20 protein-coding genes are annotated in these 25,023 nt (G+C 58.3%); 17 read left to right on the top strand and 3 right to left on the bottom strand.

Annotated features, from left to right (window positions below; genetic code table 11):
* From dnaA to gyrB, 3 genes are all read left to right on the top strand, one after another.
* Positions 1 to 1,383, top strand: coding sequence for a chromosomal replication initiator protein DnaA (gene dnaA / locus FKCLFG_RS00005; protein ID WP_472614208.1), 1,383 nt, complete (start codon positions 1 to 3; stop codon positions 1,381 to 1,383).
* Between the two features lie 253 nt (positions 1,384 to 1,636).
* Positions 1,637 to 2,743, top strand: coding sequence for a DNA polymerase III subunit beta (gene dnaN / locus FKCLFG_RS00010; protein WP_472614209.1), 1,107 nt, complete (start codon positions 1,637 to 1,639; stop codon positions 2,741 to 2,743).
* Positions 2,744 to 2,884: 141 nt separating this feature from the next.
* Positions 2,885 to 5,383: a DNA topoisomerase (ATP-hydrolyzing) subunit B gene (gyrB, locus tag FKCLFG_RS00015; protein ID WP_472614210.1), complete on the top strand. Its 2,499-nt coding sequence runs from the start codon at positions 2,885 to 2,887 to the stop codon at positions 5,381 to 5,383.
* A gap of 158 nt (positions 5,384 to 5,541) precedes the next feature.
* Here the strand turns inward: gyrB and FKCLFG_RS00020 are convergent, their stop codons facing one another.
* Both FKCLFG_RS00020 and FKCLFG_RS00025 read right to left on the bottom strand, forming a co-directional pair.
* Positions 5,542 to 5,832 carry a hypothetical protein gene (locus tag FKCLFG_RS00020; RefSeq protein ID WP_472614211.1) on the bottom strand — a complete coding sequence of 97 codons (291 nt, stop codon included), beginning with the start codon at positions 5,830 to 5,832 and terminating at the stop codon, positions 5,542 to 5,544.
* Positions 5,833 to 5,890: 58 nt separating this feature from the next.
* Positions 5,891 to 6,205, bottom strand: coding sequence for a DUF3303 domain-containing protein (locus tag FKCLFG_RS00025; RefSeq protein WP_472614212.1), 315 nt, complete (start codon positions 6,203 to 6,205; stop codon positions 5,891 to 5,893).
* Positions 6,206 to 6,563: 358 nt separating this feature from the next.
* Between FKCLFG_RS00025 and FKCLFG_RS00030 the strand changes: the two genes are divergently transcribed.
* From FKCLFG_RS00030 to FKCLFG_RS00090, 13 genes are all read left to right on the top strand, one after another.
* Positions 6,564 to 7,031: an acyl-CoA thioesterase gene (locus FKCLFG_RS00030; protein WP_472614213.1), complete on the top strand. Its 468-nt coding sequence runs from the start codon at positions 6,564 to 6,566 to the stop codon at positions 7,029 to 7,031.
* Positions 7,032 to 7,252: 221 nt separating this feature from the next.
* Positions 7,253 to 7,519, top strand: coding sequence for a hypothetical protein (locus tag FKCLFG_RS00035; RefSeq protein WP_472614214.1), 267 nt, complete (start codon positions 7,253 to 7,255; stop codon positions 7,517 to 7,519).
* Between the two features lie 226 nt (positions 7,520 to 7,745).
* A complete protein-coding gene (locus tag FKCLFG_RS00040; RefSeq protein WP_472614215.1) occupies positions 7,746 to 8,891 on the top strand; it encodes a ribosomal protein uL16 3-hydroxylase in 1,146 nt (381 codons plus the stop codon).
* Between the two features lie 361 nt (positions 8,892 to 9,252).
* The gene (locus FKCLFG_RS00045; RefSeq protein WP_472614216.1) at positions 9,253 to 9,465 is read left to right on the top strand and encodes a hypothetical protein; all 213 of its coding nucleotides are present in this window, start codon (positions 9,253 to 9,255) and stop codon (positions 9,463 to 9,465) included.
* A gap of 96 nt (positions 9,466 to 9,561) precedes the next feature.
* Entirely contained in the window at positions 9,562 to 9,906 is a 345-nt protein-coding gene (locus FKCLFG_RS00050) for an RcnB family protein (RefSeq protein ID WP_472615884.1), read from the top strand.
* Positions 9,907 to 10,088: 182 nt separating this feature from the next.
* Positions 10,089 to 11,288, top strand: a complete 1,200-nt coding sequence (locus FKCLFG_RS00055) for a urate hydroxylase PuuD (protein ID WP_472614217.1) — start codon at positions 10,089 to 10,091, stop codon at positions 11,286 to 11,288.
* Positions 11,289 to 11,314: 26 nt separating this feature from the next.
* Entirely contained in the window at positions 11,315 to 12,550 is a 1,236-nt protein-coding gene (locus FKCLFG_RS00060; protein WP_472614218.1) for an ArgE/DapE family deacylase, read from the top strand.
* 229 nt (positions 12,551 to 12,779) lie between these two features.
* Complete coding sequence (locus tag FKCLFG_RS00065; RefSeq protein WP_472614219.1) at positions 12,780 to 13,664, top strand: pseudouridine synthase; 885 nt, start codon at positions 12,780 to 12,782, stop codon at positions 13,662 to 13,664.
* A gap of 296 nt (positions 13,665 to 13,960) precedes the next feature.
* The gene (locus tag FKCLFG_RS00070) at positions 13,961 to 14,383 is read left to right on the top strand and encodes a hypothetical protein (protein WP_472614220.1); all 423 of its coding nucleotides are present in this window, start codon (positions 13,961 to 13,963) and stop codon (positions 14,381 to 14,383) included.
* Entirely contained in the window at positions 14,376 to 15,845 is a 1,470-nt protein-coding gene (locus FKCLFG_RS00075; protein ID WP_472614221.1) for an ATPase domain-containing protein, read from the top strand. Before FKCLFG_RS00070 ends, FKCLFG_RS00075 begins: the two co-directional genes overlap by 8 nt.
* Positions 15,846 to 15,882: 37 nt before the next feature.
* Positions 15,883 to 17,589 (top strand): putative bifunctional diguanylate cyclase/phosphodiesterase, encoded by a 1,707-nt coding sequence (locus FKCLFG_RS00080; RefSeq protein WP_472614222.1) that lies wholly within the window; start codon positions 15,883 to 15,885, stop codon positions 17,587 to 17,589.
* Between the two features lie 99 nt (positions 17,590 to 17,688).
* Positions 17,689 to 18,969, top strand: a complete 1,281-nt coding sequence (locus FKCLFG_RS00085; RefSeq protein ID WP_472615885.1) for a PQQ-dependent sugar dehydrogenase — start codon at positions 17,689 to 17,691, stop codon at positions 18,967 to 18,969.
* Between the two features lie 201 nt (positions 18,970 to 19,170).
* On the top strand, positions 19,171 to 19,974 hold the full coding sequence (locus FKCLFG_RS00090) for a DUF2189 domain-containing protein (protein ID WP_472614223.1): 804 nt from the start codon (positions 19,171 to 19,173) through the stop codon (positions 19,972 to 19,974).
* Between the two features lie 45 nt (positions 19,975 to 20,019).
* Here the strand turns inward: FKCLFG_RS00090 and FKCLFG_RS00095 are convergent, their stop codons facing one another.
* The gene (locus tag FKCLFG_RS00095; RefSeq protein ID WP_472614224.1) at positions 20,020 to 21,459 is read right to left on the bottom strand and encodes a dihydrolipoyl dehydrogenase; all 1,440 of its coding nucleotides are present in this window, start codon (positions 21,457 to 21,459) and stop codon (positions 20,020 to 20,022) included.
* Between the two features lie 343 nt (positions 21,460 to 21,802).
* Between FKCLFG_RS00095 and FKCLFG_RS00100 the strand changes: the two genes are divergently transcribed.
* Positions 21,803 to 24,652 (top strand): aconitate hydratase, encoded by a 2,850-nt coding sequence (locus FKCLFG_RS00100; protein WP_472614225.1) that lies wholly within the window; start codon positions 21,803 to 21,805, stop codon positions 24,650 to 24,652.
* The last annotated feature ends 371 nt before the right edge of the window (positions 24,653 to 25,023 follow it).

Genomic DNA, 25,023 nt, shown 5'->3' on the forward strand with positions numbered 1-25,023 from the left:
ATGGAAAATTTCTGGCAGACCTGCTCCGCCCAACTGGAGCAGGAACTGACGCCGCAGCAATTCAGTGCGTGGATTAAGCCGCTGGCCCCGCTCGACTTTGACGGCGGGATCCTGCGCATTGCCGCGCCCAACCGCTTCAAACTGGATTGGGTCAAGACGCAATTCGCCAGCCGCATCAATACCCTCGCAACCCAGTTCTGGGAAATGCCGATTGATGTGCAATTCGTGCTGGACCCAAAGCTCAATGCGCCGCGTCGTCCAAATGTGAGCGTGCCTGCGGGCGATTCGATGGGCGCGCCCGTGCCGACGGATGCGCAACTGCGCTTTGCCGAAACGCCGGCAGAGCCTGCGCCGCGGCGCGATCAGAGTCGCATCAATACGGCGCTGACGTTCGATAGTTTCGTTACCGGCAAGGCCAATCAGCTGGCACGCGCCGCAGCCATTCAGGTCGCCAATAATCCGGGCGTTTCGTACAACCCGCTGTTCTTTTACGGCGGCGTCGGGCTCGGCAAAACGCATTTGATCCACGCCATCGGCAATCAAGTGCTGGCCGATCAGCCGAACGCAAAAATTCGCTACATTCACGCCGAACAGTACGTGCGCGACGTAGTGACCGCTTACCAGCGCAAGGGTTTCGATGAGTTCAAGCGCTATTATCATTCGCTCGACATGCTGCTGATCGATGATATTCAGTTCTTCGGCGGCAAGAGCCGGACCCAGGAAGAATTCTTCTATGCGTTCGAAGCGCTGATTGCGGCAAAGAAGCAAATCATCATCACCAGCGACACCTATCCAAAAGAAATCACCGGCATGGATGACCGCCTGACGTCGCGCTTTGATTCCGGCCTGACGGTCGCGATCGAGCCGCCGGAACTGGAAATGCGGGTCGCGATTCTGCTGAAAAAGGCGACCCAGGAAGGCGTCACGCTGTCGGACGATGTGGCATTTTTCGTCGCCAAGCATCTGCGCTCCAACGTGCGCGAACTGGAAGGGGCGTTGCGCAAAATCCTCGCATATTCGGGTTTTCACGGCAAGGACATCACGATCGACGTGGTCAAGGAAGCTTTGAAAGATTTGTTGTCGGTGCAAAACCGGCAGATTTCGGTGGAAAACATTCAGAAGACGGTGGCCGATTTTTTCAACATCAAGGTGGCCGACATGTATTCCAAGAAACGGCCGGCCAATATTGCGCGGCCGCGCCAGATTGCGATGTATCTGGCCAAGGAATTGACGCAGAAAAGCTTGCCCGAAATCGGCGACCTGTTCGGCGGGCGCGATCACACCACTGTCTTGCATGCGGTGCGCAAGATCACGCTGGACCGCACCAAGAATCCGGAGTGCAACCACGAGCTGCATGTGCTGGAACAGACGCTAAAAGGTTAGAAAAAGTGGTAACTCCAGGCATGAAGCGGCAGAATTGCTAACCGCCAGCGTATGTATGGATAATGACGGGCTGACGGGCGCCGCTGGCTACCGCGCTAGCTGCGAGTTGGTTCGGATGCAAGCCTGAAGCGCGCCTATCTGGCGCAGAGAAGTAAGTTTTTAGTGGGCTTTACTCTGTTTTACTGGCGTTTATACCGAACGTGACGCGACCAGCAAACGGCAACATTTAACCATGACAATCAAGGATATGACTATGCAATTGGTTAAGACTCATAGAGATGCGCTATTGCGCCCCTTGCAGATCGTGAGTGGTATTGTCGAGCGTCGGCACACCTTGCCGATTCTGGCCAATATCCTTATTCGCAAGGATGGCGAAAAGGTTTCTTTCCTGTCCACCGACATCGAAGTGCAAATCACCACCCACGCCCAGATCGGCGTCGATGCCGAAGTCGTGGCGACCACGGTTGCGGCGCGCAAATTGCTCGATATTCTGCGCGCCTTGCCGGAATCCGGCGACGTGACGCTGACGCTGACCAACAAGCGCATGACGGTGCAAAGTGGCAAATCCCGCTTTGCGTTGCAAACGCTGGCCGCCGATGAATTTCCGACCGTGGCGCAAGCCGAGGTCTACAACGCCAGCCTGACGCTGCCGCAAAAGACCTTGAAGCACCTATTCAACATGGTGCATTTTTCGATGGCGCAGCAAGACATTCGCTATTACCTGAACGGCCTGCTGCTGGTGGTCGATGGCAAGAACGTGATCGCGGTCACCACCGACGGCCACCGCCTGGCTTTTTGCCAGGTCGAGACCGAGCAGGATTTCCCGCGTCAGGAAGTCATCATCCCGCGCAAGACCATTCTGGAATTGCAGCGCTTGCTGGAAGAAAACGACGATCCGGTCAAACTCGACATTGCCAGCAACCAGGTCAAGTTGAGCTTCGGCGATATCGAGCTGATTTCGAAGCTGGTCGAAGGCAAGTTCCCCGATTACACCCGAGTGGTGCCGAAGGGTTACAAAAACAGTTTCACCATCAGTCGCGACGCCTTGCTGCATTCCCTGCAACGGGCCGCCATCATGACCTCTGACAAATTCAAGGGCGTGCGCTGCATCGTCACGCCCGGCAGCCTGAAGATCAGCTCCACCAATGCCGACCAGGAAGAAGCGGTCGAAGAACTCGAAATCGATTACGGCGGCGACAGCGTCGACATCGGCTTCAACGTTTCTTACCTGCTCGATGTGCTGAACAACCTGAAGTGCGAATACATCAGCATCGCACTGGGAGATTCCAACTCATCGGCCCTGATCTCGATTCCCGACAACACCGATTTCAAATATGTCGTGATGCCGATGCGCATTTGATATGGAAATATGCGGGAGTATGCAAAATAACAATGGCATCCACGCATATATGCATTGCGACAGTTAAATATAGAACACCCAGTATACGTATAGCGCCAAGTGTGTGCAGCAGTCAGTAACCGTTTTTTCAGAAAGTAGCCCATGTCCGAGATTCAAAAAGACAACGCCAGCCAGCCCGACAACAGTCAATACGGCGCTTCCTCCATCCAAATCCTGGAAGGACTCGAAGCGGTACGTAAACGTCCCGGCATGTACATCGGCGATACTTCTGACGGCACCGGCCTGCATCATCTGATGTTCGAAGTGCTGGACAACTCGATTGACGAATCGCTGGCCGGCTATTGCACCGAAATCAACGTCACCATCCATACCGACAATTCGATTTCGGTCACCGATAACGGCCGCGGCATCCCGACCGGCATCAAGTGGGACGACAAGCACGAGCCGAAGCGCAGTGCAGCCGAAATCGTGATGACCGAGTTGCACGCAGGCGGCAAGTTCGACCAGAACTCGTACAAAGTGTCCGGCGGCCTGCACGGCGTCGGCGTGTCCTGCGTCAACGGCTTGTCCAAACTGCTGAAGCTGACCATCCGGCGCGACGGCAAAAAACACAGCATGGAATTCGTGCGCGGCGTGCCGCAAAACCGTGAGATCGAAATTATCGATGGTGTGGCGGTATCCCCGATCAAGATCGTCGGCGATACCGACAAGCGCGGCACTGAAATCCATTTCTGGGCCGATGAAGAAATTTTCACCCATGTCGAATTCCATTACGAAATCCTCGCCAAGCGCATCCGCGAACTGTCGTTCCTGAACAACGGCGTCAAGATCAAACTGAGCGACCAGCGCAGCGGCAAGGAAGAAATGTTCGCGTTCGAAGGCGGCACCCGCGGCTTCGTCGAATACATCAACAAGAACAAGAACGTGCTGCATCCGACCATCTTCCAGGCCACCGGCGACAAGCTGTCGGACCAGGGCACCAACGTCAGCGTCGACGTCTCGATGCAATGGAACGACGCCTACAACGAGCAGGTGCTGTGCTTCACCAACAATATCCCGCAACGCGACGGCGGCGCCCACCTGACCGGCCTGCGCGCCGCGATGACGCGCGTCATCAACAAGTACATCGATGAGCACGAGTTCGCCAAGAAAGCCAAGGTCGAAGTCACCGGCGACGACATGCGCGAAGGCTTGACCTGCGTGCTGTCGGTCAAGGTGCCGGAACCGAAGTTCAGCTCGCAGACCAAAGACAAGCTGGTGTCTTCTGAAGTGCGGGGCCCGGTCGAAGATATCGTCGCCAAGACACTCAGCGACTATTTACAGGAACGGCCGAACGACGCCAAGATCATCTGCGGCAAGATCGTCGAAGCCGCACGCGCCCGCGACGCCGCCCGCAAGGCGCGCGAACTGACGCGCCGCAAAGGCGTGATGGACGGCCTGGGCCTGTCCTCCAAACTGGCCGATTGCCAGGAAAAAGACCCGGCGCTGTGCGAGCTGTACATCGTCGAAGGGGACTCCGCGGGCGGTTCCGCCAAGCAGGGCCGCGACCGCAAGTTCCAGGCCATCCTGCCGTTGCGCGGCAAGGTGCTGAACGTCGAAAAAGCCCGTTTTGAGAAAATGTTGTCGAGCGAGCAGATCACCACCCTGATCGCCACCCTCGGCACCAGCATCGGCCCGGACGAATTCAACGCCGACAAATTGCGCTACCACCGCATCATCATCATGACCGATGCCGACGTCGATGGCGCCCACATCCGCACCCTGTTGCTGACCCTGTTCTACCGCCAGATGCCGGCATTGGTCGAGCGCGGCCACATCTACATCGCGCAACCGCCGCTGTACAAGGTCAAGGCCGGACGCGACGAGCGCTACCTGAAGGATGACGTCGAAGAAGCCAGCTACATGATGCAGTTCGCGCTGAACGGCGCGGCGCTGATCCCGAGCGAAGGCGCCGAACCGATTGCCGGCGATGCGCTGGCCGAACTGGTGCGCCAGTACAACCTCGCCAACACCATCATGTTGCGCCTGACCCGCGCCATCGACCGCGCCGCACTGACCGCCATCATGACCGGCGTGCTGCTCAACCTCGATACGCTGGCCGATGCCGAGCAATCGGCTGCCGTCCTGAGCGCCGCCATCAACGATCCCGCCGTCAAGGTGGTGGTCAGATCCGATGCGCTGTCTGAAAAGCACTTGCTGCGCATCGAACGCCTGTACCACGGCAATATCAAGGTCAGCGCGATCGACGCCGACTTCGTGCAAGGCGGCGACTACCTGAGCCTGGCCAATGCCGCCGCCACTTTCAAGGGTCTGATCGGCGACGGCGCCTTCATCCGGCGCGGCGAAGGCGAAAAGGCCAAGGATTGCGCGGTCGCCGACTTCCACCAAGCAGTCGACTGGCTGCGTGACGAAGCCGAACGCAGCGTCTCCAAGCAGCGTTACAAAGGTCTGGGCGAAATGAATCCATCCCAGCTGTGGGAAACCACGATGGACCCGACCGTGCGCCGCCTGCTGAAAGTGCAAATCGAAGACGCGATCGCCGCCGACCAGATTTTCACCACGCTGATGGGTGATGATGTTGAGCCACGCCGGGCGTTTATTGAAAACAACGCCTTGCAGGCCAGCAATATCGATATCTGATTTGTCGGTTGTCACAGATGATGAAGTAATCGTAAAAATTGAAAAAGCCAACCGGACCGGTTGGCTTTTTCATTTGGACTACTGCAGCGTCTGACTGCAATAGTCACCTGAATATCTGTGCAGCGATATTGTCGTGAGATTGATCGGAAAAGCGCGCGCTAATTGATCTCCACAATGACCGGGCCTTCCGCGATGACCGGCGGGTTCGCGTGGACAGTTGAGGCATTTCTCTGAATCCAGTCGCGCGCGACTTTCAGGCTCTCGTCGGTGCCGGCCTTGTCCTTGCAAACAGTCACCGACATACCGCCATCACCATTACGTAGCAGCGTGTAACTTACGAGGCCAGACACTTTCCGGAGGGTGGCTTCGACGTCGGCCTTGTGCTCTTCTAAAACATCGAAAAGCTGCTTTGCGCCAGCACCCGAGTAGGTTCTTATAACCGCATGCATATAATCTCCTTTCTGCGTTATCGTCCTAATGCCAATCCAGATCCGCTGATGGCCGTTATCACTTGGATTTCAGTCCGTCTCGCCAGGAAATAACCTCGAGTTCGACGCGCACAGCGTCTTCGACAGCAATCACCGGCCGTGCCTGAAATTCAAAGGCAGGCCAGGTCGAGCATGCCTTGTGAACGGCCACCGGATCGTCGCAATCCACCAACATGTGCCCACCCCACTCGCCGACTCGCACAACGAACAACTCGATCTTAAAATTGCCGGGCGCTTTCCATTGCGTGAAAACCTCCAGTATCCGCTTCTGGGCATTCTCATACTCCATAGGCGACCCTTGCGAACGCTCGAACCAGCTGATCATGTACTTCATCAGTACTCTCCATTATTGAGTTGATGTCATCGGAACGGTAGTCGTTTAAACGGGCTAACATTCGAAATCACCGAACCTGCGCCGCTTTCCGCGCAGGCTCCCCGTTGGACGAGGCTCTTACCAGTTCATTGGTTCAGCATAGCTGGTCGCCGACAGCATTCAAGTGAAATGTAACGGCCACCGGCAGCCCCTCGGCCGATTGCAGGCAGTTGTCAGCGCGGCCAGAATGACCGTTTTCAGTCCAAAACGGCCAAATCCCTGCTTGCTCATTCAGAGTCGACATGCGACTGCAGGAATCGTATGCTGGCGTTGTGATTTATTACCCACCCACCCTGTCGAACAGAGCTTGGAGAATAAGATGCAGGAAATCGCGGCATTCAAATGTTGCTTTGAAGTTCGGTGGTCGGATTTGGATGGAAACCGTCATGTACGCAACACGGCCTTCAGCGAATATGCAAGCCATACGCGCTTCCAATTGCTCGCCATGCACGGCTTTTCTCCTGAAAAGCTCGAGTCCCTGCGCTTTGGCCCGGTAATGCTGCGCGAGGAAATCCGCTACCGGCGCGAGGTTCTCTTCGGCGACACCTTGCACGTGGATGTCAGCTGCGCCGCGTTGTCGTCCGACGGCTCCCATTGGTGCGTGCGCCAGGAAGTCCATCGCTCTGATGGGAAGAGCGCAGCCATTCTGACGATCCAGGGCGGCTGGATCGATCTCGACAGCCGCAAGGCCGCCGCACCGCCCGGAGAGCTTTCCGCCGTGCTTCAAAGGCTGCCCCGTGCGAACGACTTCGAGGAACTGCCTTCACTCCTGCGCCGCAGATCCTGAAGTTTTGAGCGGCACCGTCAGGCAAAGCGGTGCCGCCAACTTGTTCGCATTCGCCTGGAGAGGGTTGATCGAAGCGGAAACCCTGGCAGCGATTCCGTTTCAGAAGTCGTGCCCAGCGACAAGCTAAACTTACCATGTTGCATAATTTTAAGCGGAGCAATGGCTCAAAATCCACTGGGGCTTTGTTGTCGTTTGTTGAAACTCACCAATAGGATCTCGATATGTCTTCACGTTCTGCCCCCGGAAAAACACCTTTTCTCAATTTTCTTGCATTCCTATTTGCTTTTGGATGGGAGGGGCCGGTAATTATTTCAATTGGTTTGCGTAACGACTCAACCCTTGAAATTTTGATGGGCTTGCTTTTTGCCATTTTTTTCTGGGCGCTATTCGGATTTAAACTGCTGTCTGACCTTGTTAAGCACATTTTTAAGTCGAAGTCCCCGGAGGAGGCATTGGCGGCTAAACCCCCGGCAAACAGCGACCAGTAGCACTGCCGTGCCCAGTGCGTTCTTTCACAAACCCGGCTCAAAAATCTTGATCCTGAAACCCGGCGTCTTGACAGCTTTCCGACTGCTCGTGTTCGCGCCGATGCAAGCAGTTCGGCGCGATTTTTCTGGTGCGCGAGATTCCAATCTCGGATTCTTTGATCTAGATGATATTTCTGTTTGCGCATAAGTGGTAAAACATGCCCCTCTTTTCTCCTGCGTGCCCCTTATGCTAAAGCTTAACCTTGTTGATTTTTCACTTGAAGACTTTCTTGCGCATTATTGGCAACAAAAACCTGTGGTGATCCGCCAGGGATTTGAACATTTTTCCGATTTGATCAGCCCGGATGCATTGGCGGGCCTTGCCTGCGAAGAAGATGTCGAGTCCCGCCTTGTCTACAAAAAAGCCGGTGAATGGCAAGCCGAAGTCGGCCCATTTGAGTCTTATGAACATTTGGGCGAGGAAGGCTGGTCTTTGATCGTGCAGGCGGTAAATCATTGGTCGCCGGAAGTGGCTGCGCTGGTGGAGCCTTTTTCCTTTATTCCAAAGTGGCGCCTGGATGATGTGATGATCAGTTACGCCACGCCAGGCGGCGGGGTTGGGCCGCACATTGATCTTTATGATGTATTCATTTGTCAGGGCTCGGGGCGGCGTCGCTGGCGCGTCGGCGACGTGGGAAATCACCGGCAATTTGCCGCCCATGCGGCGTTGCTGCATACCGATCCGTTCGACGCCATTATCGATGTTGAATTGCTGCCCGGCGATATTCTGTATATCCCGCCCGGCTTTCCCCATGACGGCGTAACGCTTGAGCATTCGATGAGCTTCTCGGTCGGGTTTAGAAGCAAATCGGCCAAGGATATGCTCAGTGGGCTGGCCGATTATGTGATTGATAAAGAACTGGGCAATGCGCTCATTGCAGACCCCGAACGGCCGATTCACCGCCATCAAGGCCAAATCAATGCCAGCGATTTTGGACGGATCAAGGCGCAACTTCAGGCCATCCTTGATAACGATGCATTGGTAGCCGATTTTGCCGGCAGTTTCCTGTCGAAGACAAAATGCGCGCTCGATCTGCAAGTCCTGGATGAGCCATTCGACGAGGCGGAATTGGCCGATAAACTGATCCAGCATCCGTTGACAAGAATAGGCGGCTTGCGCTGTTTTTATGTCGACGAGACAGTGGGTCAAGGCGTTTGCTACATCGAAGGCGAGCGCTTTGAGTTCGGCGCCGCTTGCCAAAACGCTGTGCTGGCTCTTTGCGACAATGAATGCCTCAGTTATGCGTTGTTGCACGCAGGACTGCAGCATCCAGAGTTCGTGCGCGCATTGACGCAGTGGGTGAATGGCGGCTATTGGTATTTTCAAGACTGATCTGCCGGTTGCCGCAGGAAATAAAATCTGCGTCCAGTTAGTGAAAAAAGCCAACCTGTTCGGTTGGCTTTTTCACTTTGATCCATTGCAGCGTCCGGCTTCAATTATTGCGTGAAGGCATTAATTCAGAACGGCATCATGCCTTCTGACAATATCTTGCTCTTTCCGTCTGCACACATCTTGTAACGTCTGTTACCTGTTACTCGTTGGCAAAAAGAGATTTCCAGTTTGTAATAGAGGTCTGGATAAAGAAAATCATCGGTAGCAGCAGTAACAGCATAGTGAAACGCCTGAAACGGCGTGCCATATCCGCCCCGATTGAAACGGCCATAAGTTCCTACTGAATCAACAAGGAGTAATTATGAAAAAATTAATTTCGTTACTTGCCGCAGCAGGCGCCGCCAGTCTGTTAGCCGGCTGCATGGTAGTGCCGGTCAGTGATGTAGGTGTGTCCGTGAGGGGAACTGCCAGCACCGGAGGCGGCGCATATCCGCAAGGAGGGCGGCGCGATCGTGATGGCGACGGCGTACCGAACCGCCAGGATCGCCGGCCAAACAACCCAAATCGGTATTAATCTGCAGGCCGATGCGGCGGTGTAATCCTCCGCATAATAAGTTGCACTCTAAAACAAGGAATTTATATGAAAAATAAAACAGCTATTTCTCTCGTCATGACACTATGTTTGGCATTGGCTGGTTCAGCCTTTGCCAAGGGTAATGACCACAATGACAAACATGAGCGCAATGAACAGGCTGGCGATCACGGCGATCGGGGCGATAATCGGAATAACCAAAAACACGCCGGGGCGAATAATCGTGGCGCAGGCCCGCGGCATGACCTTCACAAAGGCAAACGGCTTCCTAATCAATATCGTAACAAGCAATACGTGGTCAATGACTGGCGCGGCCATCGTCTCAGCGCCCCGCCTAGGGGATACCATTGGGTTCAGACGGGCGGCGACTATGTTCTTGTCTCGATAGGCAGCGGCATCATCCTGAATATTTTCCTCAATTAACTGAATTTTCGAGCCACAGTAAGCTGTTGTAGACAGAAGTAAAGAAAAATAAGTGTCGCGTTTGGGCGGTGCTGGCGGGATATGATCTCTGCCAGAGCCGCCCCAAATGCGGCACTTATTTTTTTGCGATTTTTTTTTGGATTGGCTTTGCATATCCACACTCTCGCAATCACAAGGAACTCATGCAAACCTTATTGCTGGCGTATGGCGTCGAATGGCTCAATCTGATCGTGCGCTGGCTGCACTTGGTTGTCGGCATTGCCTGGATCGGCGCTTCGTTCTATTTCGTCTGGCTCGACAACACGATACGCCCGCCCAAGCCGGGCTCCGAGCTGGCCGGCAAGGGCGTGTCGGGTGAGTTGTGGGCGGTGCATGGCGGCGGCTTTTACAATCCGCAAAAATATCTGGTCGCACCCAGGGAGTTGCCGCCCGAGCTGCACTGGTTCAAGTGGGAAGCGTATTCGACCTGGCTGTCGGGCTTCGCGCTGCTGGTCATCGTGTACTACTTCAATGCGTCGGCGCTGATGATCGACAAGTCGGTGGCCGATTTGGCAAGCTGGCAGGCGGTCGGTATTGGCCTGGGTGCGCTGGTGGTGGGCTGGATCGTGTATGACGCGCTGTGCCGATCGAAGCTGGGCCGACATGATCTCTGGTTTGGCATCGTGATGTTCGTTTTGATTGTCGCTGCCGGGTATTTTCTGTCACAGTTTCTCAGCGGGCGCGCCGCGTATATCCATGTCGGCGCGATGATCGGCACCATGATGGTGGGCAATGTGCTGATGCTGATCATCCCCGGCCAGCGCAAGATGGTGGATGCGATGCTGGCCGGCAAGACGCCCGACGCCATCCACGGCCAGAAGGCCAAGCAGCGCAGCGTCCACAATAATTATTTCACGCTGCCGGTGCTGTTCATCATGATCAGTAACCATTACGCGATGACTTACAACCACGCGTACAACTGGCTGCTGCTGGCTTTGATCATGGCGGCCGGCGTGCTGATCCGGCACTTCTTCAATTTGCGCCACAAAGGCCGCATCGAGTGGCGCTATCCGGCGGCGGGCGTCGCCATCCTGCTGGCGGTGGCAGTAGCGATTGCGCCGAAGCCGCCAGCGCAAGCTTCCGCCAGCGCCAATTTCAGCCGGGTGCAAGCGATCGTCGGCCAGCGCTGCGCCGGCTGCCATGCGGCGCAGCCGAGCCAGCCGGGGTTTGCCGCCGCGCCGGCCGGCGTGCTGCTCGATACGCCGGAATCCATCCGGCAGAACGCCGCCAGAATCTATCAGCAAGCGGTGCAACTGAAGGCGATGCCGCTGGGAAATATGACCAACATCACCGACGAGGAGCGCGCCGCGCTGGGCAGCTGGTTCGTTGGCGGCGCAAGATAGAATCCACATCAACCCGAGCACACGCGATGACCGAAACCAATCTGCACGCCCAACTTGCCGCCTGGATCGACGCCCATTTCGACCAGGAAGTGGCGTTCCTGCAAGACATGATCCGGATTCCGACCGACACGCCGCCGGGCAACAATGCACCGCATGCCGAGATGGTGGCCGACAAGCTTGCCGCCTTCGGCTGGCATGCCGAACAGCATCCGGTGCCGGAGCAACTGGTCAGGGATTACGGCCTGACCAGCATCACCAATCTGATCGTGCGACGCCCCTATGCGCAGCCGGGGCCGACGCTGGCCTTGAATGCCCACGGCGACGTGGTGCCGCCGGGCGAAGGCTGGAGCAAGCCGCCGTATGGCGGGGTGATCGAGAACGGCCGCATTTACGGCCGCGCGGCGGCGGTATCCAAATCCGATTTCGCCACGTTCGTGTTCGCCGCGCGCGCGCTGGAAGCATTGGGCGTCGCGCTGAAGGGCGCGCTGGAACTGCATTTCACCTACGACGAAGAATTCGGCGGATTGCTGGGGCCGGGCTGGTTGCTGGAGCAGCAACTGACCAAGCCGGATTATGTGATCGCGGCCGGATTCAGCTACCAGATCGTGACCGCGCACAACGCCTGCCTGCAACTGGAAATCACCGTGCATGGCAAGGCCAGCCACGGCGCGATGCCGGAAACCGGCCATGACGCGCTGCAAGCCGCAACCGCCATTTTGCAGGCGATTTATGCGCAACTGCCGGCGTTGCAGAAAATCAGTTCCGTCATTCCCGGCATCACGCACCCGACCATGCTGGTGGGCCAGATCGAAGGCGGCACCAACACTAATGTAGTGCCCGGCAAAGTCGTGCTGAAAATGGACCGCCGCATGATTCCGGAAGAAGACCCGGCGCAGGTCGAAGCGGCATTGCGCGCGTTGATCGAGAACGCGGTCGTTGGTTTGCCGGGCATCCGGGTCGAGATCCGGCGTCTGCTGCTGTCGCAAGCGCTGCGACCTTTGCCCGGCCATGAAAAACTGGTCGACAGCCTGCGCAAGAACGCACAAGAAGTGCTGGGCGAGGAGATTCCGGCGGTCGGCGTGCCGCTGTATGCGGATGCGCGCCTGTACAGCGAACATGGAATTCCGGCGGTGCTGTACGGCGCCGGGCCGCGCACGGTGCCGGAATCGAACGCCAAGCAAGCGGATGAAAATTTGTTGTTGGAAGATTTGCGCAGCGCCACCAAGGTGGTGGCGCTGACTTTGCTGGATTTTCTATTTTAGCGGGGTATTTTTAAAATCTGATTGATTACATGCAGAAAGCACGATGTTTTTAATGATACCCAGTCAATGCAATTTTCTTGTAGGTGCGAATTTATTCGCACGCCGCACCATTCGATGCGCACTCATGCGAATAAATTCGCACCTACGGGTGCAAAAACGGCGCGGGCTTCACCCACATTACGAAGCGCTTTAAAATAGCGACTCCCGTTCAGCTTCGAAATCTTCTTCCTTGAAATCCTCTCTACCGATTCGCGACGGCGTTGCTCCTAGTTGCCTCTGGCTGCAGCCTGGCGTGTGGCCGCACATGCTGGCTTTTCTGACCGAACACTTTCCTGACGTCGCTCCCGCTATCTGGCTGGCGCGCATGGCGCGCGGCGAAGTGGTGGATGAGGCCGGCGTGTGCCTGCGGCACGACAGCCCTTATCGCCCGGACATCCGTATTTTTTACTACCGCGAAATCGAGGACGAGACGCTGATTCCGTTTGAAGAGCGCGTGATCTATCTGGACGACCATATTCTGGTGGCCGACAAGCCGCATTTCCTGCCGGTGATACCGAGCGGGCGTTTTTTGCATGAAACCTTGCTGGTGCGCCTGAAGAAGAAGCTGCAACTGCCCGACCTGACGCCGATCCACCGGATCGACCGCGAAACCGCCGGCGTGATCATTTTTTCGCACAATATCGCCAGCCGCGGCGCTTATCAATCGTTGTTTCAAAAGCGTGCGGTGCACAAGGTGTACGAAGCGCTGGCGCCGACCTTGCAGGGCCGCACATTTCCGTTCACCTATCGCAGCCGGATGGTGGAAGGCACGCCGTTCTTCCGCATGCAGGAAGCGGCGGGCGAACCGAATTCCGAAACCCATATCGATCTGATCGAGCAGCGCGGCGCACTCAGCATGTACCAGTTGCAACCGGTCACCGGCCGCAAGCATCAGTTGCGCGTGCATCTGGCGGCGCTCGGCATCCCGATTGTCAACGACTCTTTTTATCCCGATTTACAGACTTTCAAGGCGGACGACATGTTGCAGCCGTTGCAACTGCTGGCGCGCGCGATTGCTTTCGACGACCCGTTCAGCGGCCTCAGGCGACATTTTGAAAGCACCCGCAAGCTGTAATCAGGCGCTCTGTTGCAGCTCTATACATGTGACGAGTATGGCAATAAATAGGCATTTTTCCGCACAGTACCAGTCGTCCTATGAAAATACCCCTACAACAATTGGACGCATTCCGGGTTTGCGGCGGGCTGCCTGCCAGATTGTGCGCAGTTGTTGATATTTGTCGTGGCTGACCCGCTGCCGGCGGCCGCGCGCGGCTAAAAAATATCCTATACTGATATCAAATTGACACATCGCGACACATCGGCTGTGTTCCACCAACGTCGTTATACCGATCGATATTTGATATTTCCCTTATGGACACCGGCGACTTGCTGCGGCACCAGATAATTAAAAGTCGCATGGCGCAGCACACTGAAAAAATTTCAGGTGCCGCGGTTGTCCTATGGGAGCAGATGGCGACCCAAATTATTTCCATCGTCGGCGAAGGCGGCTTCAATTCGCTTTACGCGAGGAGCGTATTCCTTACCCAGTCCACCTTTGCCTGGCTCGCGGCCGGCGCACTGTCAGCGCAAACGGAGCACCGGTTCGCGCAATTGCAAATCTGCCTTGAAGCACAAACGCCGGCAGAAGCCAGCGCCGCAAACAGTCTGCTGCTGATCACCTTCACCGACATCCTGGCCGCGTTAATCGGCGAACCGTTAACCACCAGTATTTTACGTTCCGCTTGGAGCCTTGATGCTTCAGATATGGCCGGTAAGGAGTTGAAAAATGCCTAAAAAGGTAAGCATCCGTAGTATAAAAACCGGCGTACCTGGTCTGGACAGCCTGTTGGGCGGAGGCTTGCCGGAATTCTCGTTTAACCTGATTGCGGGCACGACCGGGAGCGGAAAAACCACGCTCGCGCACCAGATCATGTTCTCGCTGACCAGCCCGAAGAATCGGGCGCTGTATTTCACGGTGCTCGGGGAACCCGCCTTGAAGATGCTGCGCTATCAACAGCAATTTACGTTTTTTGACATCAAGAAAATCAACCAATCGATCCGCTACGTCAACCTGTCTGCAGACATCCTGGAAGGCGATTTTGCCCGGGTGTTGTCACGCATTGCCGAGGAAGTCAAAGACTATGCTCCCAGCCTGGTATTCGTTGATTCGTTTCGATCGGTCATGCAGTCGGCAAAGCAGGGGCAACAAGGGCAACAGGGGACGCCCGAGCGGCAGTGGTTCGTACAGCAGCTGGCCATGCAAATGACGAACTGGCAGGCGACCACATTTTTAATCGGCGAATATGTGTTGCCGGAATCGGAGTCCAGCCCGAACTTTGCAGTGGCCGATGGCATTCTGGTGCTTTCGCAAAATTTGCACAACGATTCGATGGTGCGCAAGATGCAAGTGGTCAAAATGCGCGGCCAAGCCCAGGCACCCGGTTTGCATACGTTCCGCATTAGTGATGAAGGCCTTCAGATTTTTCCGCGTGCGATTATCCAGCAGGACACAGCGGTTGGGGCGACAGTCAAGTCGTCCACTGGAGAACAACGGGTTCCGATGGGAATCCCCGGCCTGGATCAGATGCTGGGCGGCGGCTTGCCAGTCGGATATTCGCTACTCGTGGTGGGGCCGTCCGGCTCCGGAAAAACCATCCTGGCAACGCAGTTTCTGGCCGAAGGAATGCGCAGGGGCGAGCCAGGCGTGATTGCGGCATTCGAGAAGAGCCCGAGCCAACTGTTGAGCAAGAAGCTGCATGCGCTGGTCAAGGCCGGACAGGTCGGGGTGATCGATACCCGTTCGCTGGATTTGTCGATTGATGAAACCTTGCATGACTTGATCGAAATGATTCATCGGATGCGGGCCAAGCGCGTCGTCATCGACTCCCTTTCCGGATTCGAGCTGGCGCTGGCGCCCCAGTTCAGCGAAGATTTTCGCGGCTCGCTGTATCGGATGATTGCCGAACTGACCGGCATGGGCGTGACCATATTGATGACCTCGGAACTGGAAGACCGCTACACCGATTTGCGCTTCAGCCCATTCGGCAGCGCTTTTCTGGCTGACGCCATTATCGTGCAGCGCTATATCGAAATCGTCGGCCAATTCAAGCGCGCGTTCTCGGTGGTTAAAGTCCGTGGCAGCGAGCACAGCAAGGACATTCGATTGTTTGACATTACCGACGATGGCATCATTATTGGCGAGACCTTATCCGAGTATGCGGGGATCATGACCGGCCGGCCGATGGTCAGCCCATAAGCAAAACAATAAGAACGACCAGCGGTGGAGGGCGGTGATGAGTAAAAAAAACAATGACGGCGCTGCTGCTTCTGCCACCGATGGCACGGGTCCGGCGGGCGTCCCCGCCCAGCGCGAAGACAAGTTGCCAGCCGTCCCCGAGAAAGATATCCGGCGCGGGAAAAGCGCTGCGATTGGCGATGCGGCGGCTGTTCTACAACGCGAGAAAGCGGTCACTGCACGCGAAGATGCCGCGCATTTGCGTGAGGCTGCGGCCGATTTGCGCGAAAGCCAGGCCAGCGCGCGCGAGCGGGGAATCGGCGCGGCGGAGACGATACAGGCCACCTCCGACGAGCGCATGGTCATGCTGCAGCAAGCGAATGCACATCTGGTCACCGCTATTATCGAAGCCCACAAACTGGCCGAACAAGTCGAAACGGCCAAGATCCAGCTGGATCATCTGGCCCATCACGATGTTCTGACCGATTTGCCCAATCGCATGCTGCTGCAAGACCGGCTGAGTCAGGCCATTGAACTGGCCCATCGCCAGGGCAGGCAACTGGCGGTGATGTTTCTGGATCTGGACCGCTTTAAATACATCAACGATTCGCTCGGGCATGCGGTTGGCGACCAGCTGCTGCAGTGGGTTGCGCAACGCCTGGTCGGTTGCGTGCGCCACTCGGACACCGTGAGCCGCCAGGGCGGGGATGAATTCGTGCTGCTGCTTTCCACTATCGAGCACGCGGAAGACGCGGCGCTGTCTGCGCAAAAACTGCTGGCGGCGACCGCGCTGCCGTACAGCATCGACCGCCACGACCTCCATATCAGCGCCAGCATTGGCATCAGCATCTACCCCGACGATGGCCGGGATGCGGAAACCCTGATCAAGAATGCGGACATCGCGATGTACCACGCCAAGGAAAACGGCCGCAACAATTACAAATTCTTCGAGCCCGAGATGAATGCCCGGGCGGTCCAGCGCCAATCGGTCGAAGCCGGCCTGCGCCGCGCTCTGGCCCGGCAGGAGTTCGTGTTGTACTACCAGCCGAAAATAAATCTGCGCAGCGGCACGATAGTCGGGGTCGAGGCGCTCATCCGCTGGCAGCATCCGAAGCGCGGGCTGCTGCTGCCTGCGCAGTTCGTCTCCATCGCCGAAGACTGCGGGCTGATTCTGCCGATTGGCCGCTGGGTGCTGCGCGCAGCCTGTCTCCAGGCCAGTGCCTGGCAGCAGGCTGGCTTGACGCCGATCACGGTCGCAGTCAACACCTCGGCGCTCGAATTCCGCGCCAAGGATTTTTTCGAAAATATCCGCACGACGCTTGAGGAGACGGGGCTGGAGCCGCGTTTTCTGGAACTTGAGCTGACCGAAAGCGTCCTGATGCGAGACGCCGAGGCTACCGATTCGGTGCTGCATGCGCTGGCGGACCTGGGCGTAAAGCTGGCGATCGATGACTTCGGCACCGGTTATTCCAGCCTCAGCTATCTGCGGCGGTTCCCGATCGACACCCTGAAGATCGACCAGTCGTTCGTGCATCAAATGACCAGCAACCCGGACGACGCCACCATCGTCAGCGCCGTGATCAGCATGGGTAAAAGCCTCAAGCAGCGCGTGATCGCCGAGGGCGTGGAAACACCAGAGCAGTACGCATTTTTGATGGCCCAGCATTGCGACGAGGGCCAGGGCTACTATTTCGGCCGCCCGGTGGCCGCAGACGCGCTCGCCGCCTTGCTGCAAACCGGCGTGTCGCTGCCCCGCCCCGATTGATCGCTCATCAACTCCCCTCCCTTCCACTGGAGATACCGAATGCGCCATTCTTTCATCCCACGCCCGCTGGCCTGCCGCGCCGTTACCTGCCTGCTGATAATGAATCTCGTCGCCTGCGGTGAAATGGCAAGATTGCCGGAACAGGCCGGAATCGGCCCCCATCCGGCGCTGCCGGCGCCGAATCCGACGCTATTTCCCACCGTCAATATAGCGCCGGCCAAAGGCTGGCCGGCTGGCGCGACGCCGACGGCCGCCGACGGCCTTTCGGTAAACGCCTTCGCCACCGGCCTGGATCACCCGCGCTGGCTCTACGTGCTGCCGAATGGCGATGTGCTGGTGGCCGAAACCAATGCGCCGCCCAAGCCGGAAGATGGCAAAGGCATCAAGGGCTGGTTCATGAAGCGGGCCATGAAGCGCGCAGGGTCGGGCGTGCCGAGCGCGAATCGCATCACACTGTTGCGCGACGCCAATGGCGACGGCAGCGCGGAAACGCGCACGGTGTTCCTGCAGGGCCTGCATTCCCCGTTTGGCATGACGCTGATCGGCAGCGATCTGTACGTCGCCAATTCCGATGGGCTGGTGCGCTTTCCCTATCGCAGCGGCGACACCCAAATCACCGAACCCGGCGTCAAAGTGGTGGATTTGCCGGCCGGCCCGATCAACCATCACTGGACCAAAAATGTGATCGCCAGCCGCGATGGCTCGCGTCTGTATGTAACCGTCGGCTCGAATAGCAATGTCGGCGAAAACGGCATGGCGAACGAAGTCAACCGCGCCGCCATCTGGGAAGTCGACCCGGCAAGCGGCGCTGCGCGCCTCTTTGCCACCGGCTTGCGCAATCCGAATGGCCTGGCCTGGCAACCGCACAGCGGCGCGCTCTGGACTGCCGTCAACGAACGCGATGAAATCGGCAGCGACCTGGTGCCCGACTACATGACCTCGGTTAAGGACGGCGCTTTCTACGGCTGGCCTTACAGCTATTACGGCCAGCATGCCGATGCCCGAGTGAAGCCGCCACGGCCCGATCTGGTGGCGCAAGCGATTGCGCCGGATTATGCGCTGGGCGCGCATGCCGCCTCGCTCGGGCTGGTTTTCTATGAGGGCAATTTATTGCCGCAGCATTTTGCCGGCGGCGCGTTCATCGGCCAGCACGGTTCCTGGAACCGCAAACCCCGCAGCGGCTACAAAGTGATTTTTGTGCCGTTCGCCGAGGGAATTCCATCCGGCCCACCTGAAGATGTGCTCACCGACTTTGTCAGCGCGCAAGGCGATGCGCTGGGCCGTCCGGTGGGCGTGGCGGTCGACCGCAGCGGCGCGCTGCTGGTGGCCGATGACGTCGGCAACATTGTCTGGCGCGTGACTCCGGCTATGGCGAAATAGGATTCCGACAACCATCCCGGCACCGTAGGATGGGTGAAACCCATCTTGTAAGCTCAACAAGCGATGGGTTTCACCCGCCCTACGGGAATAATATATACATATATATGTATATTTAATATATCAATTAAACAATGCATAAAAACATGGTTTTTTGCATATACTCCTTATATTCTAATAGACGAATAAAAAACGGAGACAACGATGCCTGACAATAATGAAGCGCATGCGGCTGCCGGCGACGGCAATAGCGAGCCATCGTCTTTTCCGCCGATACGCACGATACCGGCGCTGCGGCCCTTGCACTGGATCGCGCTCGGCTGGCGCGACTTGCGTGCAACGGGCGGGCGCAGCCTGTTCTACGGCCTGTGTTTCGCCGCCATGGGTTTGCTGTTGAGCGTGGTGCTGAGGTACGCGCCGGCCTACCTGTCGGCGCTGACTTGCGGTTTTCTGCTGCTCGGGCCTTTCCTGGCGCTGGGCGTGTATGACCTCAGCCGCCGGCTGGAGCAGCGGCAATCTGGCTTGTTGCCGACGCTATTCTCGATGCGGGGGCGCTGGAGCAATATCGGCGTGCTGGCACTGGTGCTGGCGGTGGTGATGATGGTGTGGGCGCGCGCTTCGCTGATCGTGTTCGCGCTGTTTTACAACCGCGGCATGCCTTCGATTGAGGGCTTTCTGCTGCAACTGCTGTCGGTCGATAACCTGCGCTTCATCGCCGTCTATTTTTTCGTCGGCGGCTTGTTCGCCGGCCTGGTGTTTGCCGTCAGCTGGGTTTCGATCCCGCTGATGCTGGAGCGCGATACCGATGCGGTCACGGCCATCATCATCAGCATCGGCGCCTTGCTGAAAAATATCCCGGCGGCATTGGTGTGGGGCTTGCTGATCATCGCTTTTACCGCGGCCGGTTTTGCCACCTGGTATCTCGGCCTGATCGTGACGATGCCGCTGATCGGCCATGCGACCTGGCACGCGTATCGGGAGGTGGTGGGGCCGGCCGGAGAACATTGACGGCAGCGCCGAATATTATTGGCAAAGCCTGCGCACGCCACAAAATCACATGCCGGGCGTGCAATCGGCGCAATGCGCGGCGTCGGATGCGTGCTCGGTCAGCTTTTCGTGCAGATCGCGCAGCGCGGTGCGTAAGCCTTCTTCGATGGTCGGATGGTACAAAGGCATCTCCAGCATCTGGCCCACCGTCATCTTGCTCTGACAGGCCCAAGCCAGCAGATGCGCCAGATGCTCGGCCCGCGGCCCGACCATTTCGGCGCCCAAAAAAAGTTGCGTGCCGGATTCGCCATACAGCCGCAACAGGCCGCAATTGTGGTGCATGACGCGGCTGCGGCCCTGATCCTGGAACGACACTTCGCCCACCTTATAGCCGACCGGCAACTGGTCTCCGGTGCAGCCGATGCTGGCGATTTGCGGCTCGGTAAATGCAATCGCCAGCGCGACCCGGCGCAGGCCCGGCAGCACTTGCGGGTAGCGCCCGGCATTGTCGCCCGCAATGCGGCCCTGATCGACCGCTTCATGCAATATCGCCCGCGCGCCACTGACGTCGCCGGCGATGAAGATGGCGCTGTTGCCGCATTGCATGGTGTGAGGATTGCAGTGCGGGATGCCGTGCGCGTCCAGCGCCAGGCCGCTGTTTTCCAGCGCCAAACCGTCGAGGTTGGGACGGCGGCCGGTCGCCGCCAGCACAAAGCGGAAATGCTCGCTGCGTTCGCTGCCATCGGCGCCATCGGCGTTGCGGGAGCGCAGCAGCACCGCGTCGCCGGCCGGCTGCGCGGACACGATTTCGCTGCACAGGCGCAAGTCCAGCTCCGCGCCCAAGCAGCAGGTGGCGCAGGCGCGCACCGCGGCGTCCTGCAGATGGGCCAGCTGATCGCTGCGGGCGAACAGCGCGACCCGCACGCCCAGCCGGTGCAGCGCCTGGCCGAGTTCAAGCCCGATTGCGCCGCTGCCGATGACGGCCACCGAGTCGGGTAAATCGTCCCAATCGAATAACGCGTCGCTGGTTACCAAATGCGCGCCGAGATGCGCGAGCGGGGCCGGAATCTGCGGGCTGGAGCCGGTGGCAATCACGATGCTTCCGGCGCTTACTTCGGTGTCCAAGCCGACCTGCAAACGGTTGGCGGCAATGAAGCGGGCCTGACCGTGCAAGCGCTGGGCCGCCGGGATTTTTTCGATGCCGTCCAGCACGAAACCGATGAAGCGGTCACGCTCGGACCGCACCCGCGCCATCACGGCCCGGCCGTCGATGCGCAGCGCGCCGCCATGCACGCCGAAGGTGGGCGCATCGGCAATGGCGTGCGCCGCATCGGCCGCCGCAATCAGCAGCTTGCTCGGCATGCAGCCAACCCGCGCGCAGGTGGTGCCGTAAGTGCCGCCTTCGATCAGCAACACCCGCTTGCAATGGACTTTGGCCGCGTGATAGGCGGTCATGCCGGCGCTGCCGGCACCGATGACAGCAACATCCACTTTCAGGATTTTCATGTCAGTTTCCTTGCTCCGGTGCGCAGCGCGCAGCCACTGCAGCGCGTTTTTCGTGGCTTGCGTGGCCGCATTGCGCGGGGTTTTACCATGATGATTTGCGGCCGGTCAATTTTTCCCTGACCGGTTACACTGAACATATACCATCGACCTGCAGCCAGCAAGCCAGGACGTCAAGCTGGAATTAGACAGTGTGGGTTGGAGCGCTGCCGTCCGGTAGGGCAGGTTTTTGTAACACGTATTTGCAACACTCATCTGCAACACTCAGGCGGTATTCAAGTCAAAGCTTAGGCCGAATTCAAGGCACCATTTCAGGTTGTAATCAATCACCTCGAAGGAGCATGCGATGCACCACAATCTATTCGACAGTTTCCAATCGTTTGACATTCCCGACGCTGGCAAAGCCGGTTTTTACAGCCTGGCGGCGCTGGAAGCGGCCGGCCTGGGCAAGGTCAGCCGCTTGCCGGTATCGCTGCGCATCGTGCTGGAATCGGTGCTGCGCAATTGCGACGGCAAGAGCGTCACGGAAGACCATGTGCGCCAGCTCGCCGCGTGGCAGCCGAACGGGCAGCGCCAGGATGAAATCCCGTTCGTGGTGGCGCGCATCGTGCTGCAGGACTTTACCGGCGTGCCGCTGCTGTGCGATCTGGCGGCGATGCGCGGCGCGGCGGCGCAACTGGGCAAAGACCCGACCATCATCGAACCGCTGGTACCGGTGCATCTGGTGGTGGACCACTCGGTGCAGGTCGATCATTACAATACGCCGGACGCGTTCCGGCTGAATATGGAGATCGAGTTCCAGCGCAACCAGGAGCGTTACCAGTTCCTGAAATGGGGCATGCAGGCGTTCGATACCTTCAAGGTGGTGCCGCCCGGCATCGGCATCGTGCATCAGGTCAATCTGGAATATCTGGCGCGCGGCGTGTGGCAAAAGGATGGCGTGTATTACCCCGACACGCTGGTCGGCACCGACTCGCACACCACCATGATCAACGGCATCGGCGTGGTCGGCTGGGGCGTCGGCGGCATCGAGGCCGAGGCCGCGATGCTGGGCCAGCCGGTGTATATGCTGACCCCGGATGTGGTGGGCGTACACCTGAGCGGCAAGCTGGGCCAGGGCGTGACCGCCACCGATCTGGTGCTGACCGTGACCGAGCTGTTGCGCGGCGCCAAAGTGGTCGGAAAATTTGTCGAATTCTTCGGCGAGGGCGTGGCGTCGCTGTCGGTGCCGGACCGCGCCACCATCAGCAACATGTCGCCCGAGTATGGCGCCACCATCGGCTTCTTCCCGATCGACGACGCCGCGGTGGCTTACCTGACGATGACCGGGCGCACCGAGGAAGAGGTGGCTGCGTTCCAGAACTACTTCAAGGCGCAGGGCTTGTACGGCGTGCCGCAACAGGGCGAGATCGATTACAGCGCCACGCTGACGCTGGATTTGTCCGGCATCATGCCTTCGGTGGCGGGACCCAAACGGCCGCAGGATCGCATCGTACTGCCTGCGTTGGGGGCAAAATTCGACGCGTTGTGCGTGGCGCCGGTCGAGCAGGGCGGCTTCGGCAAACCGGCCGAGCAGTTGCGCACCCGCTATCCGACCAAGTTCGCGCTTGCCAGCGCAACTGCTGTTGCCGCGACGCCATCGGCCGGCGGCGGCGATCAGAGCGCAGCGCAGCCGATGCCCGATAGCGAAGTCGAGATGGTGGACGATCATCCGAGCCCGACCCCGCCGCCTTCGGAAGAGAGTGTCTGCAGCTATGTCGACCTCGGCCACGGCGATATCCTGATCGCCGCCATCACCTCCTGCACCAATACCTCCAACCCCGGCGTGCTGCTGGCGGCCGGCTTGCTGGCCAAAAAAGCGGTAGAGCGCGGCCTGTCGGTGCGGCCCCACATCAAGACTTCGCTCGCGCCCGGTTCGCGCGTGGTCACCGAATATTTGCGCAACGCCGGGCTGCTGACTTACCTGGAACAACTCGGATTCGGGCTGGTCGGCTACGGCTGCACTACCTGCATCGGCAACAGCGGCCCGCTCGACCCGTGCCTGGAAGAAATCGTCATCAATCGCGACCTGATTTGTGCGGCTGTGTTGTCCGGCAACCGCAATTTCGAGGCGCGCATCCATGCCAACATCAAGGCCAATTTCCTGATGAGCCCGCCGCTGGTGGTGGCCTTCGCCATCGCCGGGCGGGTAAATCTGGATCTGGAGCACGACCCGCTGGGCCAGGGCAAGGACGGTTTGCCGGTGTATCTGAAAGACATCTGGCCGACCCCGGAGGAGCTGGCAGAGGTGCAGAAGTACGCCAGCGACCCCGCCATGTATCGACGCCTGTATGCCGACTTTACCCAGGACAATCCGCTCTGGAACAGCATCGCCGCCCCGACCGGCGACATGTACACCTGGGAGAAATCGACCTACATCGCCGAACCGCCGTTTTTCCAGAGTTCCGGCAGCGCGGCCTTCAAGCCCGGCAACATTGCCGGCGCGCGTGCGCTCGGCATCTTTGGCGACTCGGTGACCACCGACCACATCAGTCCGGCCGGCTCGATCAAGGCCACTTCCCCCGCCGGCAAATACTTGCTGGCCAATGGCGTGGCGCAGCCGGATTTCAACAGTTACGGATCGCGCCGCGGCAATCACGAGGTGATGATGCGCGGCACTTTTGCCAATGTGCGGATCAAGAACTTGCTGGTTCCGCTCAAAGCCGACGGCGCCCGCATCGAAGGCGGGATTACGCTGCACCAGCCGGACGGCGCACAGATGCCGATCTACGACGCTGCCATGCAATACGTGGCAGATAACGTGCCGACGCTGATATTTGCAGGTGAGGAATACGGCAGCGGTTCGTCGCGCGACTGGGCGGCAAAAGGCACCCAGCTGCTCGGCGTCAAGGCGGTGATCGCCCGCAGCTACGAGCGCATCCATCGCTCCAACCTGGTCGGCATGAGCGTGTTGCCGCTGCAGTTCAAAGGGGCCGACAGCATCCAGTCGCTGGCCATCAAGGGCGATGAAACCTTTGATCTGACAGGTCTGGACGGCACGCTGACACCCGGGCAGGATCTGACTCTGGTGATACACCGCAAGGATGGCACCAGCCAGGAATGCCAGCTGTTGCTGCGCATCGATACCCCGATCGAAGTGGATTACTACACCCACGGCGGCATCTTGCCGTACGTGCTGCAGCGTCTGGTGGCGTGAACCGGGCTCTCTCCCGCACGCGGGAGAGAGCTGGGGAGAGGGTGACTGCAAAGTTGACGACTTAATTAATCGCTGTGCTCTTCGTAGATGCTTTGTCGGGGGTAGCCCGACAGCTACTTACTTTTCTTTGCTTCGCCAAAGAAAAGTAAGCAAAAGAAAGGCGACCGCAGACTTGCCCCTTCGGGGTTCCCGTTTGTGTGCTGCAAAAAATGGGAAATGAAGGAACTCGCTACGCTCAGACAGCCTTCATTTCTGATCCATTTTCTGCAGCACACAAACGGCTGCGTCCCCAGCGGCCTAACATCAAAAACAGCGTCAATACAACCGCCAACGATATAAAGCAATCACTTGGATATCAATCGCATAGTAGG

This window comes from Gelidimonas denitrificans (assembly GCF_055694065.1).

Coding starts and splice junctions, on each gene's coding strand:
- FKCLFG_RS00045 (WP_472614216.1), top strand. CDS start 9,253: ATGAAAAAATTAATTTCGTTACTTGCCGCAGCAGGCGCCGCCAGTCTG.
- FKCLFG_RS00080 (WP_472614222.1), top strand. CDS start 15,883: ATGAGTAAAAAAAACAATGACGGCGCTGCTGCTTCTGCCACCGATGGC.
- FKCLFG_RS00100 (WP_472614225.1), top strand. CDS start 21,803: ATGCACCACAATCTATTCGACAGTTTCCAATCGTTTGACATTCCCGAC.
- FKCLFG_RS00090 (WP_472614223.1), top strand. CDS start 19,171: ATGCCTGACAATAATGAAGCGCATGCGGCTGCCGGCGACGGCAATAGC.
- FKCLFG_RS00030 (WP_472614213.1), top strand. CDS start 6,564: ATGCAGGAAATCGCGGCATTCAAATGTTGCTTTGAAGTTCGGTGGTCG.
- FKCLFG_RS00040 (WP_472614215.1), top strand. CDS start 7,746: ATGCTAAAGCTTAACCTTGTTGATTTTTCACTTGAAGACTTTCTTGCG.
- FKCLFG_RS00075 (WP_472614221.1), top strand. CDS start 14,376: ATGCCTAAAAAGGTAAGCATCCGTAGTATAAAAACCGGCGTACCTGGT.
- FKCLFG_RS00035 (WP_472614214.1), top strand. CDS start 7,253: ATGTCTTCACGTTCTGCCCCCGGAAAAACACCTTTTCTCAATTTTCTT.
- dnaN (WP_472614209.1), top strand. CDS start 1,637: ATGCAATTGGTTAAGACTCATAGAGATGCGCTATTGCGCCCCTTGCAG.
- FKCLFG_RS00070 (WP_472614220.1), top strand. CDS start 13,961: ATGGACACCGGCGACTTGCTGCGGCACCAGATAATTAAAAGTCGCATG.
- gyrB (WP_472614210.1), top strand. CDS start 2,885: ATGTCCGAGATTCAAAAAGACAACGCCAGCCAGCCCGACAACAGTCAA.
- FKCLFG_RS00095 (WP_472614224.1), bottom strand. CDS start 21,459: ATGAAAATCCTGAAAGTGGATGTTGCTGTCATCGGTGCCGGCAGCGCC.
- FKCLFG_RS00025 (WP_472614212.1), bottom strand. CDS start 6,205: ATGAAGTACATGATCAGCTGGTTCGAGCGTTCGCAAGGGTCGCCTATG.
- FKCLFG_RS00020 (WP_472614211.1), bottom strand. CDS start 5,832: ATGCATGCGGTTATAAGAACCTACTCGGGTGCTGGCGCAAAGCAGCTT.
- FKCLFG_RS00060 (WP_472614218.1), top strand. CDS start 11,315: ATGACCGAAACCAATCTGCACGCCCAACTTGCCGCCTGGATCGACGCC.
- FKCLFG_RS00050 (WP_472615884.1), top strand. CDS start 9,562: ATGACACTATGTTTGGCATTGGCTGGTTCAGCCTTTGCCAAGGGTAAT.
- FKCLFG_RS00055 (WP_472614217.1), top strand. CDS start 10,089: ATGCAAACCTTATTGCTGGCGTATGGCGTCGAATGGCTCAATCTGATC.
- FKCLFG_RS00085 (WP_472615885.1), top strand. CDS start 17,689: ATGAATCTCGTCGCCTGCGGTGAAATGGCAAGATTGCCGGAACAGGCC.
- dnaA (WP_472614208.1), top strand. CDS start 1: ATGGAAAATTTCTGGCAGACCTGCTCCGCCCAACTGGAGCAGGAACTG.